17 protein-coding genes and 4 pseudogenes are annotated in these 18,519 nt (G+C 71.4%); 16 read left to right on the top strand and 5 right to left on the bottom strand.

Going from position 1 to position 18,519, the window contains the following annotated elements:
• Positions 1–6 precede the first annotated feature (6 nt).
• Complete coding sequence (locus tag ACZ5SK_RS04045) at positions 7–459, top strand: type II toxin-antitoxin system PemK/MazF family toxin (RefSeq protein WP_334582812.1); 453 nt, start codon at positions 7–9, stop codon at positions 457–459.
• Here the strand turns inward: ACZ5SK_RS04045 and ACZ5SK_RS04040 are convergent.
• The gene (locus tag ACZ5SK_RS04040; protein ID WP_468575290.1) at positions 444–1,298 is read right to left on the bottom strand and encodes a TIGR02452 family protein; all 855 of its coding nucleotides are present in this window, start codon (positions 1,296–1,298) and stop codon (positions 444–446) included. The two genes, ACZ5SK_RS04045 and ACZ5SK_RS04040, sit on opposite strands and share 16 nt — an antisense overlap.
• Before the next feature lie 351 nt (positions 1,299–1,649).
• On the opposite strand from ACZ5SK_RS04040, the gene egtA reads away from it, so the two are divergent.
• From egtA to egtD, 4 genes are all read left to right on the top strand, one after another.
• A complete protein-coding gene (egtA, locus tag ACZ5SK_RS04035) occupies positions 1,650–2,960 on the top strand; it encodes an ergothioneine biosynthesis glutamate--cysteine ligase EgtA (RefSeq protein WP_334582814.1) in 1,311 nt (436 codons plus the stop codon).
• Positions 2,957–4,330: an ergothioneine biosynthesis protein EgtB gene (gene egtB, locus ACZ5SK_RS04030; protein ID WP_334582815.1), complete on the top strand. Its 1,374-nt coding sequence runs from the start codon at positions 2,957–2,959 to the stop codon at positions 4,328–4,330. Before egtA ends, egtB begins: the two co-directional genes overlap by 4 nt.
• The gene (egtC, locus tag ACZ5SK_RS04025) at positions 4,330–5,121 is read left to right on the top strand and encodes an ergothioneine biosynthesis protein EgtC (RefSeq protein WP_334582816.1); all 792 of its coding nucleotides are present in this window, start codon (positions 4,330–4,332) and stop codon (positions 5,119–5,121) included. The genes egtB and egtC overlap by 1 nt, the downstream gene beginning before the upstream one ends.
• 160 nt (positions 5,122–5,281) lie before the next feature.
• On the top strand, positions 5,282–6,262 hold the full coding sequence (gene egtD, locus ACZ5SK_RS04020; protein WP_334582817.1) for an L-histidine N(alpha)-methyltransferase: 981 nt from the start codon (positions 5,282–5,284) through the stop codon (positions 6,260–6,262).
• Between the two features lie 137 nt (positions 6,263–6,399).
• On the opposite strand, the pseudogene ACZ5SK_RS04015 reads toward egtD, so the two are convergent.
• Positions 6,400–6,717, bottom strand: a pseudogene (locus tag ACZ5SK_RS04015) (amidohydrolase family protein); the annotation flags it as partial.
• Positions 6,718–7,589: 872 nt separating this feature from the next.
• Between ACZ5SK_RS04015 and ACZ5SK_RS04010 the strand changes: the two are divergent.
• The 7 genes and pseudogenes from ACZ5SK_RS04010 (at position 7,590) to ACZ5SK_RS03980 (ending at position 14,981) form a co-directional block, all read left to right on the top strand.
• The gene (locus tag ACZ5SK_RS04010; protein WP_361704147.1) at positions 7,590–10,043 is read left to right on the top strand and encodes an MMPL family transporter; all 2,454 of its coding nucleotides are present in this window, start codon (positions 7,590–7,592) and stop codon (positions 10,041–10,043) included.
• Between the two features lie 122 nt (positions 10,044–10,165).
• Positions 10,166–11,473 carry a sensor histidine kinase gene (locus ACZ5SK_RS04005; protein WP_334582819.1) on the top strand — a complete coding sequence of 436 codons (1,308 nt, stop codon included), beginning with the start codon at positions 10,166–10,168 and terminating at the stop codon, positions 11,471–11,473.
• Complete coding sequence (locus tag ACZ5SK_RS04000; RefSeq protein WP_334582820.1) at positions 11,470–12,126, top strand: response regulator transcription factor; 657 nt, start codon at positions 11,470–11,472, stop codon at positions 12,124–12,126. The genes ACZ5SK_RS04005 and ACZ5SK_RS04000 overlap by 4 nt, the downstream gene beginning before the upstream one ends.
• Before the next feature lie 179 nt (positions 12,127–12,305).
• Complete coding sequence (locus ACZ5SK_RS03995; protein WP_361704151.1) at positions 12,306–13,256, top strand: SGNH/GDSL hydrolase family protein; 951 nt, start codon at positions 12,306–12,308, stop codon at positions 13,254–13,256.
• 178 nt (positions 13,257–13,434) lie between these two features.
• A pseudogene (locus ACZ5SK_RS03990) lies at positions 13,435–13,488 on the top strand (hypothetical protein); the annotation flags it as partial.
• A 209-nt stretch (positions 13,489–13,697) separates the two neighbouring features.
• Positions 13,698–13,906 (top strand): annotated as a pseudogene (locus tag ACZ5SK_RS03985) (IS110 family transposase); the annotation flags it as partial.
• A gap of 76 nt (positions 13,907–13,982) precedes the next feature.
• Complete coding sequence (locus tag ACZ5SK_RS03980) at positions 13,983–14,981, top strand: rod shape-determining protein (protein WP_468156276.1); 999 nt, start codon at positions 13,983–13,985, stop codon at positions 14,979–14,981.
• A 33-nt stretch (positions 14,982–15,014) separates the two neighbouring features.
• On the opposite strand, the gene ACZ5SK_RS03975 is transcribed toward ACZ5SK_RS03980, so the two are convergent.
• Complete coding sequence (locus ACZ5SK_RS03975) at positions 15,015–15,182, bottom strand: tyrosine-type recombinase/integrase (protein ID WP_334582823.1); 168 nt, start codon at positions 15,180–15,182, stop codon at positions 15,015–15,017.
• 41 nt (positions 15,183–15,223) lie between these two features.
• Between ACZ5SK_RS03975 and ACZ5SK_RS03970 the strand changes: the two genes are divergently transcribed.
• Positions 15,224–15,355, top strand: coding sequence for a hypothetical protein (locus ACZ5SK_RS03970; protein ID WP_334582824.1), 132 nt, complete (start codon positions 15,224–15,226; stop codon positions 15,353–15,355).
• Between the two features lie 82 nt (positions 15,356–15,437).
• On the top strand, positions 15,438–15,653 hold the full coding sequence (locus tag ACZ5SK_RS03965) for a dodecin (protein WP_079663938.1): 216 nt from the start codon (positions 15,438–15,440) through the stop codon (positions 15,651–15,653).
• Between the two features lie 6 nt (positions 15,654–15,659).
• Here ACZ5SK_RS03965 and ACZ5SK_RS03960 read toward each other — a convergent pair whose 3' ends face one another.
• Positions 15,660–16,151, bottom strand: coding sequence for a phosphatase domain-containing protein (locus ACZ5SK_RS03960; RefSeq protein WP_361704155.1), 492 nt, complete (start codon positions 16,149–16,151; stop codon positions 15,660–15,662).
• Between the two features lie 117 nt (positions 16,152–16,268).
• On the opposite strand from ACZ5SK_RS03960, the gene ACZ5SK_RS03955 reads away from it, so the two are divergent.
• Both ACZ5SK_RS03955 and ACZ5SK_RS03950 read left to right on the top strand, forming a co-directional pair.
• The gene (locus tag ACZ5SK_RS03955; protein WP_457494917.1) at positions 16,269–17,474 is read left to right on the top strand and encodes a right-handed parallel beta-helix repeat-containing protein; all 1,206 of its coding nucleotides are present in this window, start codon (positions 16,269–16,271) and stop codon (positions 17,472–17,474) included.
• A 40-nt stretch (positions 17,475–17,514) separates the two neighbouring features.
• A pseudogene (locus tag ACZ5SK_RS03950) lies at positions 17,515–17,595 on the top strand (hypothetical protein); the annotation flags it as partial.
• Between the two features lie 381 nt (positions 17,596–17,976).
• Here the strand turns inward: ACZ5SK_RS03950 and ACZ5SK_RS03945 are convergent.
• On the bottom strand, positions 17,977–18,351 hold the full coding sequence (locus ACZ5SK_RS03945; protein WP_468575397.1) for an ASCH domain-containing protein: 375 nt from the start codon (positions 18,349–18,351) through the stop codon (positions 17,977–17,979).
• Positions 18,352–18,519 lie beyond the last annotated feature (168 nt).

The following is an 18,519-nucleotide window of genomic DNA, read 5'->3' as shown; positions in this document are numbered from 1 at the left end:
GCCCCCGTGACCGCGTTTACCGATGCAGATGCAGACGTCCCGGGCCGCTTCGGCCCCTCCGCCACGACCGAGGCCGACCCCCGCGAGACCGGCCGGGTGCGCACGGAGTACTCCCCCGCGCACGACGGCGACCCCGACCCCGGCGAGATCGTGTGGACCTGGGTGCCCTTCGAGGAGAACGACGGCCGGGGCAAGGACCGCCCGGTGCTCGTCGTCGCCCGGGAGGCGGGCGGCACGTTCCTCGCCGTACAGCTCTCCAGCAAGCGGCATGAGGGTGACCGGGAGTGGGTGGCGATCGGCAGCGGGCCTTGGGACCGGACCGGACGGGACTCCTGGGTGGACGTCGACCGCATCCTGCGGCTCCACGAGGACGGCATGCGCCGCGAGGCCTGCGCGCTGGACCGGATGCGGTTCAACCTGGTCCGACAGCGGCTGCATGAGCGCTACGGCTGGACCTGAGCCTCTGTCGGACCATGAAGCGGGGCGAACGTCTCTTCGAATGCGCCCCGCACCGCGCCGCCCGGCGTCCGGTCGAGCACTCCGAACACCACGCGATCGAACGCCCGCCCGAACCGCCCGTCAGGGGCGAGCAGGGCCCGGAACGCCCCCGCCACCTGCGCGGGGTCGTTGCGGAACACCCCGCAGCCCCACGCGCCCAGCACCAGGCGTCGGTAGCCGTGCGCGACGGCCGTCTCCAGGACGCGCTCGGCACGGACGGCCAGCGCGCGCGGCAGCTCGGACGTGCGCTCCGGCGCCGTCCGCAGCACCACGCCCGCGTTGGGCGCGGCGGCCGTCAGAAAGCCGACGGGGTACGGCTCGTCCAGCAGCCGGCCCCGGTCGTCACGGAAGACGGGCACGGCCGGTGAGTGGATGACGCGGTCCGTGTAGAACGGGTCGCGGTGGGCGCGGTGGTGGTCGTAGAACTCCCGGGCCGTGAGCAGGCAGGTGTACAGCGCGGAGGCCCGGCACAGGGCCTCCTCCTGCGCCTGGGCGCCGTTGAGGTAGCCGCCGCCCGGGTTGCGCGCGGAAGCGAAGTTCAGGACGGCGACGGGGCCGGCGTCGGCGAGCCGGCGGGCGGCCTCCAGGCTGCTCTCGCCCGTGACCTCGATCAGCGTGTCCGCGACCGGAGCCACCGGCGCGGGCACGGCGACCGGCCCCGGTCCCGCCGTCCGCGTTGCCGCGCGGGCCGCCTCGATCGCCGCCGCGAGGGGCACCTCGCGCCCGCCGGACGCGCGGTAGCCGCCCTCGGCGACGATCTGCTGCGTCTCGTGGGCGATACCGCGCAGTCGCGCGCTCATGGCGCCACCCCCGTGGACTCCATGGTCGCGCGCCGCGCGGTCACTCGCGCCCCGCCCGCCTCCCCCGCCGTGCTCATGCACGCATCGTGAGCGATCCTGGACACCTGGTGCAACAGGGTTTCCAGGGCCGGGTAACACCGCGCCGACACGCCGAAAACACATAGGAAACAGCTCGAAATCGGCACGGAATGAGCAGGGAATGACCAGGGAATCCGGCATTCCCGGTCCCAAAAGTGCCGTTGTGTACCCTTGTGCGATTCGTTTCGAGGGACTTGGGTGGGACGAGCTATGCCGGTCCGGCCGCACCGAGGCCGGACCGGTGGCATGGTGGAATCTCAGGAGGATCCCGACATGTCCGATTCGGTCAGCGACTGTACCGACAGCACCGAAGGTACCGAGCGCCGCACCGCCCTCACCGAAGCCGAGGTGGAGGCCCTGGTCAGGGGCATCTGCTTCAAGACCGGCCCGCCCCGCACCGTCGGGGTCGAGGTGGAATGGCTCGTCCACGAGCTGCGCTCGCCGCAGCTCCCCGTCACAACCGAACAACTCGAAACCGCTTACGCCGCACTGCGCACCGTGCCTCTGAGCTCGCCGCTCACCGTCGAACCAGGCGGCCAGCTGGAACTGAGCTCCCCGCCCGCCGCCTCCCTGATGGAGTGCGTGGGCACCGTCTCCGCCGACCTCGCCGCCGTCCGCGCGGCCCTGGCCGAGCACGGACTCGCCCTCTCCGGCAACGGCACGGACCCCTGGCGCCCACCCCGCCGGTTCCTGCACGAGCCGCGCTACGACGCCATGGAGGCCTGCCTCGACCGCACGGGCCCGGCCGGCCGCGCCATGATGTGCACCTCGGCCTCCGTGCAGGTCTGCCTGGACGCCGGGTACGAGGAGCCCGGCCCGCTGGGGCACGGACGGCGCTGGTGGCTGTCGCACACGCTGGGCGCGGTGCTGGTGGCGGCCTTCGCCAACTCCCCGCTGCTCGACGGCAACCCCACCGGCTGGCGTTCCACCCGGCAGTTGCTGTGGATGGAGATCGGCGCCGGCCGGGCGGGCGGACCCGTCCTGGACGGCGATCCACGCGCCGCCTGGGCCCGGCATGTGCTGGACGCGCCGGTGATGTGCGTCCGGCGCGACAGCGGGCCGTGGGACGTGCCCGAGCGGCTCACGTTCCGGGAGTGGACCCGGGCGGGAGAGCCGACCCGGGAGGATCTCGACTACCACCTCACCACCCTGTTCCCGCCGGTCAGACCGCGCGGCCACCTGGAACTGCGCATGATCGACGCGCAGCCCGGCGACGACGGCTGGATCGTCCCGCTCGCCGTGACGGCGGCGCTGTTCGACGACCCGGAGGCGGCCGAGAACGCCTACCGCACCGTGAAGCCGCTGGCCGAGCGCGCCCAGCCGCTGCCGGCTCCGCACAATCCGCTGTGGATCGACGCGGCCCGCTACGGGCTGGCCGACCCCGAGCTGCACGAGGTCGCCGTCGCCTGCTTCACCACGGCGCTACGGGCCCTGCCCCGCCTCGGCGCCGACGACGGCGTCATGGACGCGGTGACGGACTACTTCAACCGCTACGTCCTCAAGGGCCGCACCCCCGCCGACGACCAGCTCGACCGCCTGCGCGGCACGGACACCCGCGCGTACGGGAAGGACCTCCGCACATGACCGAGCCCGCACTGGACACCGAGCCCGCGCCGGCCACCGAGCCGGCCGGGGACGCCGCGGCCGCGCCGGACGCGGAGGCCCTCCGCGCCCGCGTGCTCGCCTCGCTCACCACGGCCCGCGAGCGCACCACGCTGCTGACGAGCTGCGTGGAGGAGCCCGACCTCACCGCCCAGCACTCCCCGCTGATGTCCCCGCTGGTGTGGGACCTCGCGCACATCGGCAACCAGGAGGAGCTGTGGCTGCTGCGCGCGGTGGCCGGCCGTGAGGCGATGCGCCCCGAGATCGACGGGCTGTACGACGCCTTCGAGCACTCGCGCGCCGAACGGCCCTCGCTGCCGCTGCTGCCGCCCGCCGAGGCCCGCCGGTACGCGGCGGAGGTGCGCGGCCGGGTGATGGACGTGCTGGAGTCGGCCGACTTCCGGGGCACCCGGCTGACGGAGGCCGGCTTCGCCTTCGGGATGATCGCCCAGCACGAACAGCAGCACGACGAGACGATGCTGATCACCCATCAGCTCCGCACCGGCCCCCCGGCCCTGACCGCCCCCGACCCCGACCCGGTGCCGTTGTTCACCGGCCCGTCCGAAGTCCTCGTCCCCGGCGGCCCGTTCACCATGGGCACGTCCGGCGAACCCTGGGCGCTGGACAACGAACGGCCCGCGCACCGGCGCGAGGTGGCGGCCTTCCACATCGACACCACCCCGGTGACGAACGCCGCGTACCAGGCGTTCATCGAGGACGGCGGCTACGACGAGGAGCGCTGGTGGACGAAGGAGGGCTGGGCGCACATCCGCGGGCACGGCATCCACGCCCCGCTGTTCTGGCGGCGCGACGGCGGGCAGTGGCTGCGCCGCCGCTTCGGCGTCACCGAGGTGGTCCCGCCCGACGAACCGGTGCTGCACGTGTGCTGGTACGAGGCCGACGCCTACGCCCGCTGGGCCGGACGCCGGCTGCCCACCGAGCCCGAGTGGGAGAAGGCGGCCCGCTTCGACCCGGCGACCGGCGGCTCCATGCGCTACCCGTGGGGCGACGCCGATCCCGGCCCCGAACACGCCAACCTGGGCCAGCGCCATCTGCGCCCGGCTCCGGCCGGCAGCTACCCGGCCGGGGAATCCCCGCTCGGGGTACGGCAGTTGATCGGTGACGTGTGGGAGTGGACGTCCAGCGACTTCCTTCCCTACCCCGGTTTCCGGATGTTCCCGTACAAGGAGTACTCGGAGGTGTTCTTCGGCCCCGAGTACAAGGTGCTGCGCGGCGGTTCGTTCGCGGTGGACCCGGTGGCCTGCCGGGGCACGTTCCGCAACTGGGACTACCCGATCAGGCGACAGATCTTCTCCGGGTTCCGCACCGCCCGCTCGGCCGGGGCCGCCTGATGTGCCGTCACCTCGCCTATCTGGGCCGCGAGGAGCCACTCGGCCGGCTCCTCGTGGAGCCCCCGCACGGCCTGTACCGCCAGTCGTGGGCGCCACGCCGGCAGCGGTACGGCACGGTCAACGCCGATGGTTTCGGGGTGGGTTGGTACGCCGAGGGGGATCCGGTGCCGGCGCGTTACCGCCGGGCCGGGCCCATCTGGGCCGACCTGTCCTTCGCCGACCTCGCCCGGGTCGTACGCAGCCGGGCACTGCTGGCCGCCGTCCGCGACGCGACGCTGGCCGGGGCCGACGCGGAGGCCGCGGCGGCGCCGTACGCGGCCGGGAGCTGGCTGTTCAGCCACAACGGAGCGGTGGCGGGCTGGCCACGCTCGCTGGGGCCGCTCACCGGCTCCCTGCCCGCCGCCGAACTGCTGTCGATGGAGGCCCGCAACGACTCGGCGTTCGTGTGGGCGCTGGTCCTGGCCCGGCTGCGCGGCGGGGACACGGAGAGCCAGGCGCTGACGGACACGGTCGTCGAGGTCGCCGCGGCGGCCCCCGGCTCCCGGCTCAACCTGCTCCTCACCAACGGCGAGACCATCACGGCGACCGCCTGGGGCGACACCCTCTGGTATCTGGCGGAGCCCGGCCGGGGCACGGTCGTGGCCTCCGAACCCTACGACGACGATCCGCGCTGGCAGGAGGTCCCCGACCGCACCCTGCTCGCGGCGAGCCGCGCCGACGTCCTGCTCACCCCGCTCAAGGACCCGAGCCCGGACGTGGCACCCGCACCCCGCAAGGAGACCGGCACGTGAGCCCGTTCCAGATCACCCGCACCCTCCCCGGGGTCGCCACGGACGCCGCCCCGCGCGCCGCTGTTCGGAGGGTCATCGTTGCCGCGGGCGTCGCCTGCTCAGCCGATGAAGTGCGGCTTCCGCCCTCCACCGACATGGCGTCAACCGAAGAGAGGCACTCATGACCGGCACTCGTGGTTACGGTTACACCGACACCCTCGACGCCGAGCACTACACCAAGGCAATTCGCGCCGACATCCACGGCGGACTGACCAGCACCCCCAAGTCCACGGCTCCCACCTGGTTCTACGACGCCCGGGGCAGCGAACTCTTCGAGGAGATCACCCAGCTCCCGGAATACCCCCTGTGGCGAGCCGAACTGGGGCTGCTGCGACTGCACGCCCGCGACGTCGCCGCCCGAACGGCAGCCCGCAGCCTTGTCGAGCTCGGATCCGGGAGTTCGACCAAAACCAAGCTGATCATCGAGGCCTTGGGGCCGACGGGCCTGAACTACGTGCCGGTCGATGTCAGCGCGGATGCCCTCCACCAGGCCAGCGCCCAACTCGTCCAGGACTACCCGGGGATCCGTCTTCACGCCCTCCGCACCGACTTCACGGCTCCGCTCGTTCTGCCGGAGCTGCCTGAGGCCGGCCCTCGGCTCATCGCCTTCCTCGGCAGCACGCTGGGCAATTTCCGCCGGCCCGCCCGCGGCCCCTTTCTCCGTGGGCTCCGTGACATCATGCGCCCCGGCGATTTCCTCCTGATCGGCGCTGACCTCGTGAAAGACGAGCAGGAGATGATCGCCGCCTACGACGACACCCAGGGCGTTACGGCCGAATTCAACAAAAATCTGCTCTGCGTCCTGAACCGCGAATTGAACGCCGACTTCGACCTCGACGTCTTCGACCACGTAGCCGTATGGAACAGCACGGAAAGCCACATCGAAATGAGGCTGCGTAGTCGAGCCGAGCAGCTGGTCAAGATTCGGGAACTCGACCTGGCGGTTCACTTCGAGCGCGGAGAGGAATGGATCACCGAGCGCAGCGCCAAGTTCACCACGGAGGGACTGGCGGAAGAGATCATTGGAGCCGGCCTCCGTACGCAAGAGCTCTGGGCAGACTCCGACGCCGGGTTCGCGCTGATTCTCGCCACGGCTGAATAGAGGGCATCACTCTCACCGCGTCGCCGGATCGCCGGCCCTCGACGTCCGGGCTGTGCCGCAGACACCGACGTAGGGGGCCGGTTCGACTCCGAGCAGCCGTGGAGCAACTCCTCGACGGTGGCCGCCCAGCGGTTCCAGCCGCCGGCGAGGAGGCGCACCGGCCAGTCGGAGCCGAACATCAGCCGCTCCGGGCCGAAGGCTGAGACCAAGGTGTCCCATACCGCGCGGATCTCGGCGACCGTCCACTGATGGCAGCTCCGGGTGGCGTTCGGCGAGGCGGATCGCCCGCGGGAACCGGTGGCTGCGGATGAGGACGTCGTAGGCAAATCCACGTTCGGCCACAGCGCGCAACGGCGGTGGGGACGGCGGGAGGCGCCCGCGAAGTGGGGGGCGAGAGTGCGGACCACGGGCAGGGAGCGAGCCAGGAAAACCGCTCGACCGCCGTGGCGAGTCATCAGCGGCCCGGCGCAGTGCGCCGGCCGTCAGAAGCAAGGTGAGCGTGGGGATGAACGCGGCGACCAGCAGGATCGATTCGGCCAGGACGGCCACAGCCACCACCAGGTAGGCCGAGACAGGGGGAAGGAGGCCGAGGATCTCGGACAGCGCGTTCACCGCTTCACGCCTCGACGACGTCCAGGCCGGCGGGCGGGGTGCCCGGGCCCTCACGGGTTCGGTCAGGGCGCGGACCAAGGCCTTTCCGCTGGGGGCCACGCCGCCCGTGCTCCTCAGAGCGCGCGCCGTGTCGACCGCGCTCCCCGACGGAAGTAGGGGGTCAAGGTGACAGATCGTCGGACGGAAGGCCCGCACGGAATCCGTCATTCTGCGACGGAGTCCCCCTACGAAAGCAGGGGGCGGACATCGCCGATCGTCGGACGGAACCCAGCGGTGGCCTGCCTAGGATCGCGAAGGTGAACTGGAGCAGCGCCTAGAGGTGGGCAGCGGGCTTCGGGCGCGTAGGACTCGTGGTGTTCCTTGTGGTCGCCGCATCGGTGAACGGCGCATCGGTCGCGGGCGGTCGATACATGGCCCCTGTCATGGCCTCGGCAGTGGCCTGCGCGGTGGTGCTGCTCGTGCCGCCGCTGCGGTGGCCCCTCGCGCCGGTTCTGGTCACGGCGGTGACGGCGTGGTGGGGGTGGCTGGCGACGCCGGACTCACCGCATGACCTGAGCCCGTCTCAAAGGATGAGGGCCGTTAGTACTGCGGTACTGGTCGTCGACCGAAGCGGGTCCCGGGGTGCCGGGGTCGCGCGGGGATTCGCTCCTAGCTTGAAGTCCGGGTCGTCCAGGCCCGTTCTCGTACCAATGTCTTCCCTGCTGGGGGTATCACCGTGGCTACGTTCCTCTACCGGCTGGGCCGGTTCTCGTTCCGGCGACGACGGCTCGTCCTGATGCTGTGGATCGTCGTTCTGGCAGGCCTCGGCATAGGGTCCACCAGTGTCAGCGGCAAGACGTCCGACGCGTTCACGCTGCCCGGCACCCAGTCCCAGAAGGCCATCGATCTGCTGGGCAAGGAGTTCCCGCAGGCCTCCGCGGGCGGCGCCACCGCGCGCGTCGTCTTCGAGGCGCCCCGCGGGCAGAAGTTGACCTCCGCCGCGCACAAGTCCGAGATCGAGGCTCTGGTCGCCGAGCTGAAGAAGGCGCCGCAGGTCGCGACGGTCTCGGATCCCTTCGAGAACCGTCAGGTCAGCAAGGACAGCACGATCGCCCTCGCCGGTGTGACCTACACGGTCCCCCAGGCCGACGTCAGCGGCGCCGCCCACGACCGGCTCAACGAGATCGCCGCCGAGGGAGAGAAGGCGGGCCTGAACGTCAGCCTGGGCGGCAACGCCGTCAAGGCCAAGGAAGCGAGCAAGGCCGCCGAACTGATCGGTCTCGCCGTCGCCGCCGTCGCACTGGTCATCACCTTCGGCTCACTTCTCGCGGCCGGGCTGCCTCTGCTGACCGCCGTCCTCGGCGTCATGGCGGCCATCTTCTGCATCACCATCGCCACCCGGTTCTGGGACGTCGCCTCCACCGCCTCGACCCTGGCCCTGATGCTGGGTCTGGCGGTCGCCATCGACTACGCCCTGTTCATCGTCTCCCGCTACCGCAGCGAGGTCCGCGAGGGCCACGACCCGGAGGAGGCCGCCGGACGCGCCCTGGGCACCGCCGGATCCGCCGTGGTCTTCGCCGGCCTGACCGTCGTCATCGCGCTCGCCGGTCTGAGCGTCATCGGCATCCAGATGCTCACCTCGATGGGCCTGGCCTCCGCCTTCGCGGTCGTGATGGCCGTCGTCATCGCGCCGACGCTGTTGCCCGCGCTGCTCGGCTTCGCCGGGATGCGGATCACGAAGGGCAAGCTGCTCACCCGCCGTATGAAGGCCCTGGAGCGCGGCGAGGGCGAGTCGATGGGCGTGCGCTGGGCCAGGCTCGTCACCGGCCACCCCGTCAAGACCCTCGTGCTGTCGGTGGCCGCCCTCGGGCTGCTGGCCATCCCCGCGATGTCGCTGCGCCTGGCCCTGCCCGACGACAGCATGAAGGCGCCCGACAGCACCCAGCGGGTCGCCTACGACACGATCAGCAAGGGCTTCGGACCGGGCGTCAACGGTCCGCTGACCGTGGTCGTCGACGCCCGCGCCAGTCACGACCCCAAGGCAGCCGCCGCGGACGCGACATCCGCCCTGGGCAAGCTCGACGACCTCGCCTCCGTCCGCCCGGCCGCCTTCAACCAGTCCGGCGACGTCGCCATCATCGGCGTCATTCCGAAGAGCTCTCCCAGCAGCCAGGCCACCAAGGACCTGGTCTCCGCCATCCGCGACCAGAGCACCACCCTGCGCAAGGACACCGGCGCCGACCTGATGGTCACCGGCACCACAGCCGTCAACATCGACGTCAGCACCAAGCTCGGCCAGGCGATGGTGCCCTACCTCGCCATCGTGGTCGGCCTCGCGCTCGTCCTGCTGCTGCTTGTCTTCCGTTCCGTGCTGGTCCCGATCAAGGCCGCCCTCGGCTTCCTGCTCAGCGTGGCCGCCACCCTGGGTGTCCTCGTCGCGGTGTTCCAGTGGGGCTGGCTCGCCGACGTCTTCGGGGTCAGCCAGACCGGCCCCATCGTGAGCGTCCTTCCCATCCTGCTCATCGGCGTGGTCTTCGGCCTGGCCATGGACTACGAGGTCTTCCTCGTCACCCGGATGCGCGAGGAGTACGTCCACGGCGCCGAACCCACCAAGGCCGTGGTCGAGGGCTTCCGGCACAGCGGCCGGGTCGTCACCGCCGCCGCGGTCATCATGATCTCCGTCTTCTCCGGCTTCCTCCTCGACGACACCGCTCTCATCAAGTCGATCGGTCTGGGGCTCGCCTCCGCCGTCCTCTTCGACGCCTTCGTCGTCCGGATGACCATCGTCCCCGCGGTCATGGCCCTCGTCGGCCGCCGCGCCTGGTCCCTGCCCACGTGGCTGGACCGCGTCATGCCCGACGTCGACGTGGAGGGTGAGAAGCTGCGCCACCAGCTGGAGGCGAAGCAGACGGCCGCCGCACCGGGCGGTGACGCCGAACCGCCTACCGGCACAAGCGCCCTCGTCGCCGTCGGCGCGGCCCAAGCCGCCCGGACGGCCCTCGACGCGAACGCGGCGGCCCCGTCCGCGCCGGCCACCAAGGCCCGCGGGCTGCGCCGGCTCCGGCAACGCGAAGCGGGCACCGCCACGGCGTCGGCCGATGCCACGGGCGATCCCGAGGCGTCCGACGTCGCGGAGCCCCAGCAGAGGCGGCGCAAGGGCCTGCGCGGGAAGCTTTCACGGAAGAACTGATCGCGCGGTCCCGCCATCCCGCTTCGGCCGGCGGGCCCGGCGCGCCTGGCTCCACACCCACGCCCGCCGGCCTCCGCGCCGGGTCGGCGGGCGACCCCGCCTGAAACGTGAAGGGCCCTCCCGTGACCCCACCGCACGCATCCGCGCCGACGGCTCGCTCCCCCGTGCCGCCGACACGGCTGCCGGAGCCGCAGACGAGCGATCCGGAGCAGCGGGTGATCTTCTCGATCATCTCCCGGCTGGCCGAGTGGCGAGTGGCCGATCGGGCCCATCCCCGGGTCCGGCGCTGGGGAGTGCCTGCCCTGTGTGCCCTGCTGGGCATCCCGTCCATGTTCAACCCCGCGAACAACGCCGGCCCGTTGGTGCAGCTGGCGCTGACCGTGGCCTTCACCGTGCCGCTGCTGTGGCGCGAGCGCCGTCCGATGCTCGTGTTCGCCCTCACCACCGCCGTGTCCGTGGCCGCCCTTCCGCTCGGGGCCTTCAACGGCGCCGATGCCGCACGGGCGGTGGCCCTGTACAACGTCGGCCGCCTCGGCACCCCGCGCCAGTTGGTCCTCGCCCTGGGAATCACCATCGTGCAGCTCGTCGCCTGGGCCACGGTCTACTGGACCGGCGGTCAGCTGGAGAGCGCCACCCGCCCGGAGGTGGTGACGGCGCTGGCCATGGCCGCGATGGCCGCGTTCGCCGGTCTCGGTCTGGCCGGGCGGCTGGTGAACACCGTCATCGTCACCCTGGACAAGGACCGCGACCAGCGGGCACGGCTGGCCGCGGCCCAGGAACGCGCGCGGGTGTCCCGGGAGATGCACGACATCCTCGGTCACACGCTCGCCGTCATCGTCGGTCTCGCCGACGGTGCCGCCGCTCTCACCGCGACCAAGCCCGAAAGCGGCGCCGAGACGCTGCGCATCATCGGCGACAGCGGCCGCGACGCCCTGGCGGAGCTGCGCCGCCTGCTCGCCGTCATCGGCGACGACGGCGCCTCCCGCAGCGACGCGCCGTTGGCACCCCAGCCCGGACTGGCCGACCTGGACGGTCTGCTGGACCGGTTCCGGGCCGCCGGCCCGACCGCCGCACTGCACACCGAGGGCCACCTGACCGGACTCTCCCAGGGCCTCCAACTGGCTGTCTACCGCATCGTGCAGGAAGGACTCACCAACGCCCTCAAACACGCCGCCCCCGACACCACCGTCACCGTGCGCGTCATCGCAGCCACCGATGCCGTACACGTCACGGTCGAGGACACCGGTCCGCCCCGGCAGCCCGCCGACGGCCCACGGCACGCCGGCCAAGGGCTGGTCGGCATGCGCGAACGGGCCGCCCTGTACCAGGGAAGGGTCAGCTCCGGCCGCAACGCCCGCGGCGGCTGGACCGTCCACGCCCGACTCCTGCCCACTGCTCCCACCATCCACCCGGAGAAGCACCCCACATGACCACCGTTCTGATCGTCGATGACCAGGCCCTGCAACGTCGCGGGTTCAGCATGCTCTTGGAGGCCCAGCCCGACATGACCGTCGCCGGCGAAGCCGGCAACGGCAGCGAGGCCGTCCGCATGACGGCCGAACTGCGCCCCGACGTCGTCCTGATGGACGTCCGCATGCCCGGCATGGACGGCATCGAGGCGACCCGCCGCATCATCGGGTCCGGCGGCCGCTCCCGCGTCCTGGTCCTGACCACCTTCGATCTCGACGAATACGCCTACGAGGCGCTGCGTGCCGGCGCCAGTGGCTTCTTCCTGAAGGACGCGCGTCCCGAGGAGCTCGTCGTCGGGATCCGCGCCGTCGCCGCGGGCGACTCGGTCATCTCGCCGGGCCTCACCCACAAACTCATCGACGCCTACACGACCCGCCGCTCCGGCCGCAGCCCCGAACAGGAGCGCCGACTGGCGGAACTCACCGAACGCGAACGCGAGGTCCTCACCACCGTCGCGACCGGAGCCACGAACTCCGAAGTCGCCGAACGCCTGCACCTGGCCGAGTCGACGGTCAAGTCGCACGTCAGCCGCATCCTCACCAAGATCGGTGCCCGGGACCGCGTCCAGGCCGTCATCTTCGCCTACGACACCGGACTGGTCCGCCCCTCCTGACCCCTCCTGCCCCCTCCACCCCACCGACCACGACAACCGGCTGCCCCGGCCACGCACACCGCCACGTCCCCACGCCGGTCACCACCGGCATCCGCTTCGGACACCGTCCCTTCCCCCGCCCCCTCACGCGGGAAGGCGCTCGACCCTCGGGTCGGGCCTTTCAGAGACAGGACACAGCAATGGGACTGTTGGCACGCACCGGCCTGGCCGGAGTGGTCACCGGCGGCATACTGCTCGTCGTCATCGGCGTCGCACGGCCCGGCGACACGAACAGCGGCACAGGCCCCGGGCGGGCCCCGGGCGCGGCACCGGTGCAGGGGCCGTACGTGGCCCTCGGCGACTCCTACACCTCCGGCCCCGGCATACCCGATCAGACCGGCACGCCCACCGGCTGCGACCGCTCCAGCCGGAACTATCCGGCGCTGGTCGCGAAGGACCTCGGCATCCAGCCGGCCGATGTCCGCGACATGAGCTGCAGCGGCGCCACCACCACCGACCTCACGGCACCCCAGACCACCGACCACGGCACCAACCCCGCCCAGTTCTCGGCACTGAGCGCGAAGACCCGGCTGGTCACCCTCGGCATCGGAGGCAACGACATCGGCTTCAGCTCGATGATCACCAAGTGCGTCACCGCCGGAGTGTTCTACAAGGCCGCCGACAACCTCACGCCCGTATCCGACGACGCTCCCTGCCGACGCCGCTATCACTCGGGCGACACCGACACCGTGGGGCAGAAGATCGAGACAACGGGGCAGCGACTCGAACGCGCCCTGTCCGAAGTGAAGCGGCGTGCCCCCCAGGCACGCGTATACGTCGTCGGCTACCCGTCCATCCTGCCCACCGAGGCATCGGCCTGCGACGACGCGATCCCCCTCGCCCCCGGCGACCTGACGTTCCTGCGCGAACAGGAGGAAAGGCTCAACGCCATGCTGCGGCAGCGCGCCCGGGCCGCCGACGCCACCTACATCGACACCCACACGCCCTCGGTCGGCCGCGACGCCTGCTCGCCCGCGAAGACCCGCTGGGTCGAACCACTCGAACCGAGCAGCCCCGCGGCACGTGTCCATCCCAACGCCCGCGGCGAGCGCGGCATGGCCGACGCCGTCCTGAAGGCCGTCAGGTCCTGACCAGCCCCGGGCACGCGCGAAGCGGCGCGCGCCTGCACCGGCGCCCGTGGGGACGGGGCCGTCCGGTGCGGGTGAACGACCCGGCCGCGATCCCCTGTCACCCAGGGGATGTGCGGCCGGGTCCTCGCCCCCGGCCACCCCACACCGGCCCGCTCCCCTCGCCTCACCGTCGTCCGACATGGTTCTTCTGGACCTGGGGCTTCCCGATATCGACGGTCTGGACGTCTGCCGGGAACTGCGGGCCCGCAGCGACGTACCGCTCATCGTGATCAGCGGGCGGTCCATCGCAGACGGCCGGGCGAGGGTACGAGAACGGACGTTTCCGGCACCGACGTGTACGGACGGATCGTTCTCGACCGGCGCGCCCACCGTGACTTCCTGGACGGCGCAGAAGTCGCCCTCAGTCCCAAGGAGTTCGCGCTGCTGGTCTTACTCCTGGACCGGCTGGAGGCTCTGGTCACTATCTCTGCGTTGTTCAGCATCCGACAGTGCGATGAGTCGCGTCACTTCTACGACCGCAAACGCGCCGAGGGCACGCGCCACACCCAGGCCGTCCTCGCCCGTGCCCGCCGCCGCGTCAACGTCCTCTGGGCACTCCTCGCGATGGGTGGTGCTACGAGCTCACCCCGCCCAGTGCCCTCGTGGCTTGACAGACGGCATGAACAATCACTGAATGTCGTCAATCATCTAAGATCGCCGCACAGGAAAACGGTGCGAGGTGGCGGCGTGCTCTGGTGGGCTCTGGACGAGATACGCGGGCAGGTGACCGGGCGCAGCGCCCGTTACTCGCAGGTGGTGTTGGAGCTGGCCTGGAATCCGGGCCCGGAGGCGGACGCGTCGGCTGCGGCGCAGCTCCTGGCCGGTGTGCCGCAGTCGGCGCAGCTGTGGGCGCCGATCGGGTCGGTGGTCCTCGTGGCACCCGGAGCCTGTGCCCACCCCGGAGTGAAGCCGGCCGTGGACAAGGTCCGGGAGCTGTGGCCGGCGGCGGTGGTCACGGTGGTGGACGAGACGGTGGCCGCCCTGGCCGGTGCCGGCCTGGACCCGGAGCCGGCCGCGTGTGTCGTGGTGCACCAGGACGGGCTACGCACCTCCGTCGCTGTCGTCGCCGGGCGCGAGGCGATCGCCGGTGGTCTGGCGGCCGGTGGCACGCGTGGTCTGGCCCAGGCGGTGATCGAGCACCTGCGGGCCGAGCACCGGCTCGACGCCGCCCTGGAGCAGGGGTGGGCCGCCGTCGTTCACGGCGGCGTGTTCGCGCCGTCGTCAACGGTGCCCGGCCCCAGGCACGTCTACGGGTCGGTGATCACCGAGGAGCGTGTCTTCCCTTCGCCGCCGGGCACGGTCACCTTGTCGTCGACCGAACTGCGCGCCGTCGTGGCCCCTGCCTACCCGCCGGTGGTGGGCCTCGTGGAGCAGGTGCTGCGTGAAGCGCCGCCGGAGACCGCCCGGCAGGCGACCGCCGGCGGGCTGCTGCTGACCGGCCCGCACCCGCCCGGAGCGGAGGACCACCTGACGGATCTGACCGGGCTGCCCGCTCGCCGGGTGGTCGAACCGAAGGCCGGGTTTCACCGCCCCCAGGTCCTCCTCGACGGGGTGGCCCGGCTGCTCGCCGAGAATCCGCCTGCCCCTGTCATCGTCGAGCACCGCACCGACCTTTCAGAGACGTTGCGGCTGCTGGAGCAGCTCGGCCTGTTGCCGCCACGTGATCTCAACGCCGACGATCGGTGAACTCCGTGCGCGTTCCAGCGCATGTCCTCCTCCTCAGCCCAGGCCCGGATGGGACGCGACCCGCTGATTCGCCGCCGCCCCCGTCTGTTCGATGTGGTTGTCATGCCCGTTGATGTACCGAGTCGTAGTGGACAGCCGTTCGTGGCCCAACAGCTCCTGCACGGCCTTCAGATCGACGCCCTGCAGGTAGAGCGAGGACACGCAGAAGTGGCGATGCGGGCACCGGCGTCGCCTCGCTTGCGGTGACCTCCGGCTCCAGCGCCAACCGTGAACTGGGCGCCGACTTCGACCCCGGCGCCTTCGACCACGTCGCGCTCTGGGAGTGGACCGACGCCCAGGGCTGCTTCGCCCTGTCGCTGAGCACGGTGCGGTGACGGACGGCTCGCGCTCCACGGCGGACTGAGGCACGGTGGAATGACGCGTGACACAGCCGTCACGGCGGAGAGGAGCACCCGCATGTCGAACCACACCTACCGGGTCACGGAGATCGTCGGCACGTCGCCCGACAGCGTCGACCAGGCGGTCCGCAACGGGATCAGCCGTGCCTCGCAGACCCTGCGCAACCTGGACTGGTTCGAGGTGACCCAGGTGCGCGGCCAGATCGAGGACGGGCAGATCCAGCACTGGCAGGTGGGCCTGAAGGTCGGTTTCCGGCTGGAGGAGTCCGACTGACGGATCTCAGGTCCGTCCCTCCCGCTCCTGCGCGGTCTCCAGCGCGGCGGAAGGGGCGGTCCAGAGCGCCCGTACGACGGTGAATCCCGCCCGTTCGGCGTCCGCGCAGACCAGCTCGTCGTCGTCGACCAGCACCCGGATCTCCCGGGTGCGGGCGAGCCGCTTGAGGATCTCCAGCTTGGTGCGCCGGGCGGGCCTGCGGTCGTCGTTGCGCCGCATGTGGACGCGTCCCTCCGGCAGGCCCTGCGCGGCGAGCCACTCCAGCGTGTCCCGACGGCAGCGCTCGGGCCGGCCGGTGAGGTAGACGACCTCGCACTCCTCGGCGTGGGCCAGCGCCAGCGCGATGCCCTCCGGGATCGGCGGGTCCTGCGGCGCGGCCGCGAAGAACGCGGTCCAGTCGCGCGGTGCGCGCTCCAGGAACCGCTGTCGGTGAGCCGTGTCGGCGAGGGTGTTGTCCAGGTCGAACACGGCGAGGGGCCTCTTGCTGCTGTCGGTCACGAAGCTCACCCTAAACAGATCGCCGACCCCGGCAACCTTCCCTCCCCCGGCGCCCACTGCCCTGCGGCAGCAACGACAGCAAGCAGGCACAGTGGACTGGCGGAGGCGGGAGAGCCCATGCGCAACGCGTCGATCTGGACGGCAGTGGTGTTGAGTGCGGCACTGGCGACGGTGGCGGGCCCGGCGGGCGAGGCGTCCGCCGCGCCCAGGACCCTGGTCGTGGCGACGAACGGAAACGATACGGCGCCCGGCACGCTCGCCCAGCCGCTGCGGACCGTCCAGCGGGCGGTGGACCTGGCCGCGCCCGGCGACGTCATCACCGTGCGCGGCGGCACCTACGCCCTCACCGACAACATCACGATCACCACCTCGGGCACCGCCGCGCAGCCCATCACCCTGGGCGCCTACGGCGGTGAGCGGGTCCGCATCGACGGCGAACAGCTACCCGCGAGCCACACCCCGGTCGGCGGCAGCATCCCGCGCGCGCAGCGCGGGGCGATCCACCAGGAGGCCTCGTACTGGCGGATCTCGAACCTGGAGATCGTGAACGGCCCGTACGGCGTGTACTGCGACGGCTGCAACGCAAACGTCTTCTCCCGGCTTTCCACCCACGACAACTACGAGTCGGGTTTCCAGCTCCAGGGCGCCTCCGCGAACAACCAGATCCTCGACCTGGACAGTTACGCCAACCGGGATCCGCGCAAGAACGGCGAGAGCGCGGACGGACTGGCCGTCAAGGAGGGCAGCGGCACGGGAAACGTGGTGCGCGGCGCCCGCCTGTGGAACAACGTCGACGACGGTTTCGACGCCTGGAAGTTCACCTCGCCGATACGGATCGAGAACACGGTCGCCTACGGAAACGGTTTCAACCGCTGGAACTTCCCGGACTTCGCCGGTGACGGCAACGGGTTCAAGCTGGGCGGGGGCAGTCCGGCGCCGGCGGTGGCGCACACCGTGCGGGGCTCGGTCGCCTTCAAGAACGCGGCGCACGGCTTCACGGACAACGGCAACCCGGGCGCCCTCGCCCTGACCAGGAACACGTCCTACGCGGCCGCGGGCACGGGCTTCGACTTCGACACCTCCGGCGCCAAGGCCGTCCTCACGGGCAACCTCGCGGTGGCCGACGCCCGCGCCTCGGCGCTGGGTTCGGCGACCGTCTCCAGCGGCAACTCCTGGGATCTGGGCGGAACTTGGAACGCGTCCTCGGTGCTGAGCACGGACGCCGGGCCGCTCACCGGCGCCCGCGCGGCCGACGGCACGCTGCCGTCCGCCCCGTCGTTCCTGGTCCCGCGCAACGGGGCGGCCATCGGGGCACGATTCTGACCCCGCCCCGCCCCGCCCCGCCCCGTCGGCCACCGTCTGTGTGCTGCAGTTCCTGCTCGGCCTGTCGGACCGGCAGGCCGCCGAGGCGGTCCGCTGCCGCATCGACTTCAAGTACGCCATGGCCATGGAGCTGGACGAACCAGGCTTCCACCACAGCGTGCCGGCCGACTTCCGCGGCCGTCTCGCCGAAGGCGACCGTGCCGACCGCCTCCTCGACCTGGCGCTGGCCCGCCTCGAGAAGGCCGGCCTGGTGCGCGAGCGCACCACGCAGCGCACCGACTCCATCCATGTCCTGGCCGCGGTGCGTGACCTGACCCGCCTGGACCTGATCACCGAGGCGGTCCGCGCCGCGCTGGAAGAAGTCGCCGGCATCTCTCCTCAAGACCAGGATCCTCGCCACCGGAAACGACGGCGTCCGGCTTCGGGCGGGGGTCCCCGAAGCGACGGGGCGGAGGGACGCCGACGCCGTCAGTATTCGTGGTCCAGCCGTCGCATCCGCGGTTTAAGCGGCGCCCGTCTTGTCGTTGGTCTGGAAGGTGATGACGTCGACTTCGTCGATTCCCGCCAGATCTGGGTAGTGGCCCTTGAGGGCTTCCCGGAGTTGGGCTGCGGTCGTCAGCCCCTCAGCTTGCGCGTCCTGGTCGGTGAGGTCACTGACCATGCAGTGCCTGATGCCGGTCACCTCTGCCGACAGGACGACTTCAGGGTCGCTCTCAAATACCAGTCTTGCCGGGCCGAGCTGCGCAGGGTCCCGGAAGCGGGTGGTCTTGGTCTTGGCGCCGGAGCGGACGACTTCGAGGTAGCGGGGGTTGAACCGAATGATCGGGGGACCAGCCGTCTCGGGATCTTGGTAGAGCGATGGGTCGAGACCGTTCATGCCCGCCTCGGGGGTCCATCGTTGAGCGAGCGGCATCAGGTCGGCGGCGAGCACGGACCTGAGCCCCGCGGGGGTGGCCACGATGACGCGCATGGTGGGGTAGTAGTCCACGAAGACCTGCCGATCGCGGCCGCACGGACCGATGACCCCGCGCCCGTGGTTTCCCAC

The sequence above is a fragment of the Streptomyces sp. NPDC031474 genome (assembly GCF_055581185.1).
The sequence above is the reverse complement of the archived record's forward strand: the minus strand, read 5'-3'. Positions and strand labels throughout refer to the sequence as shown.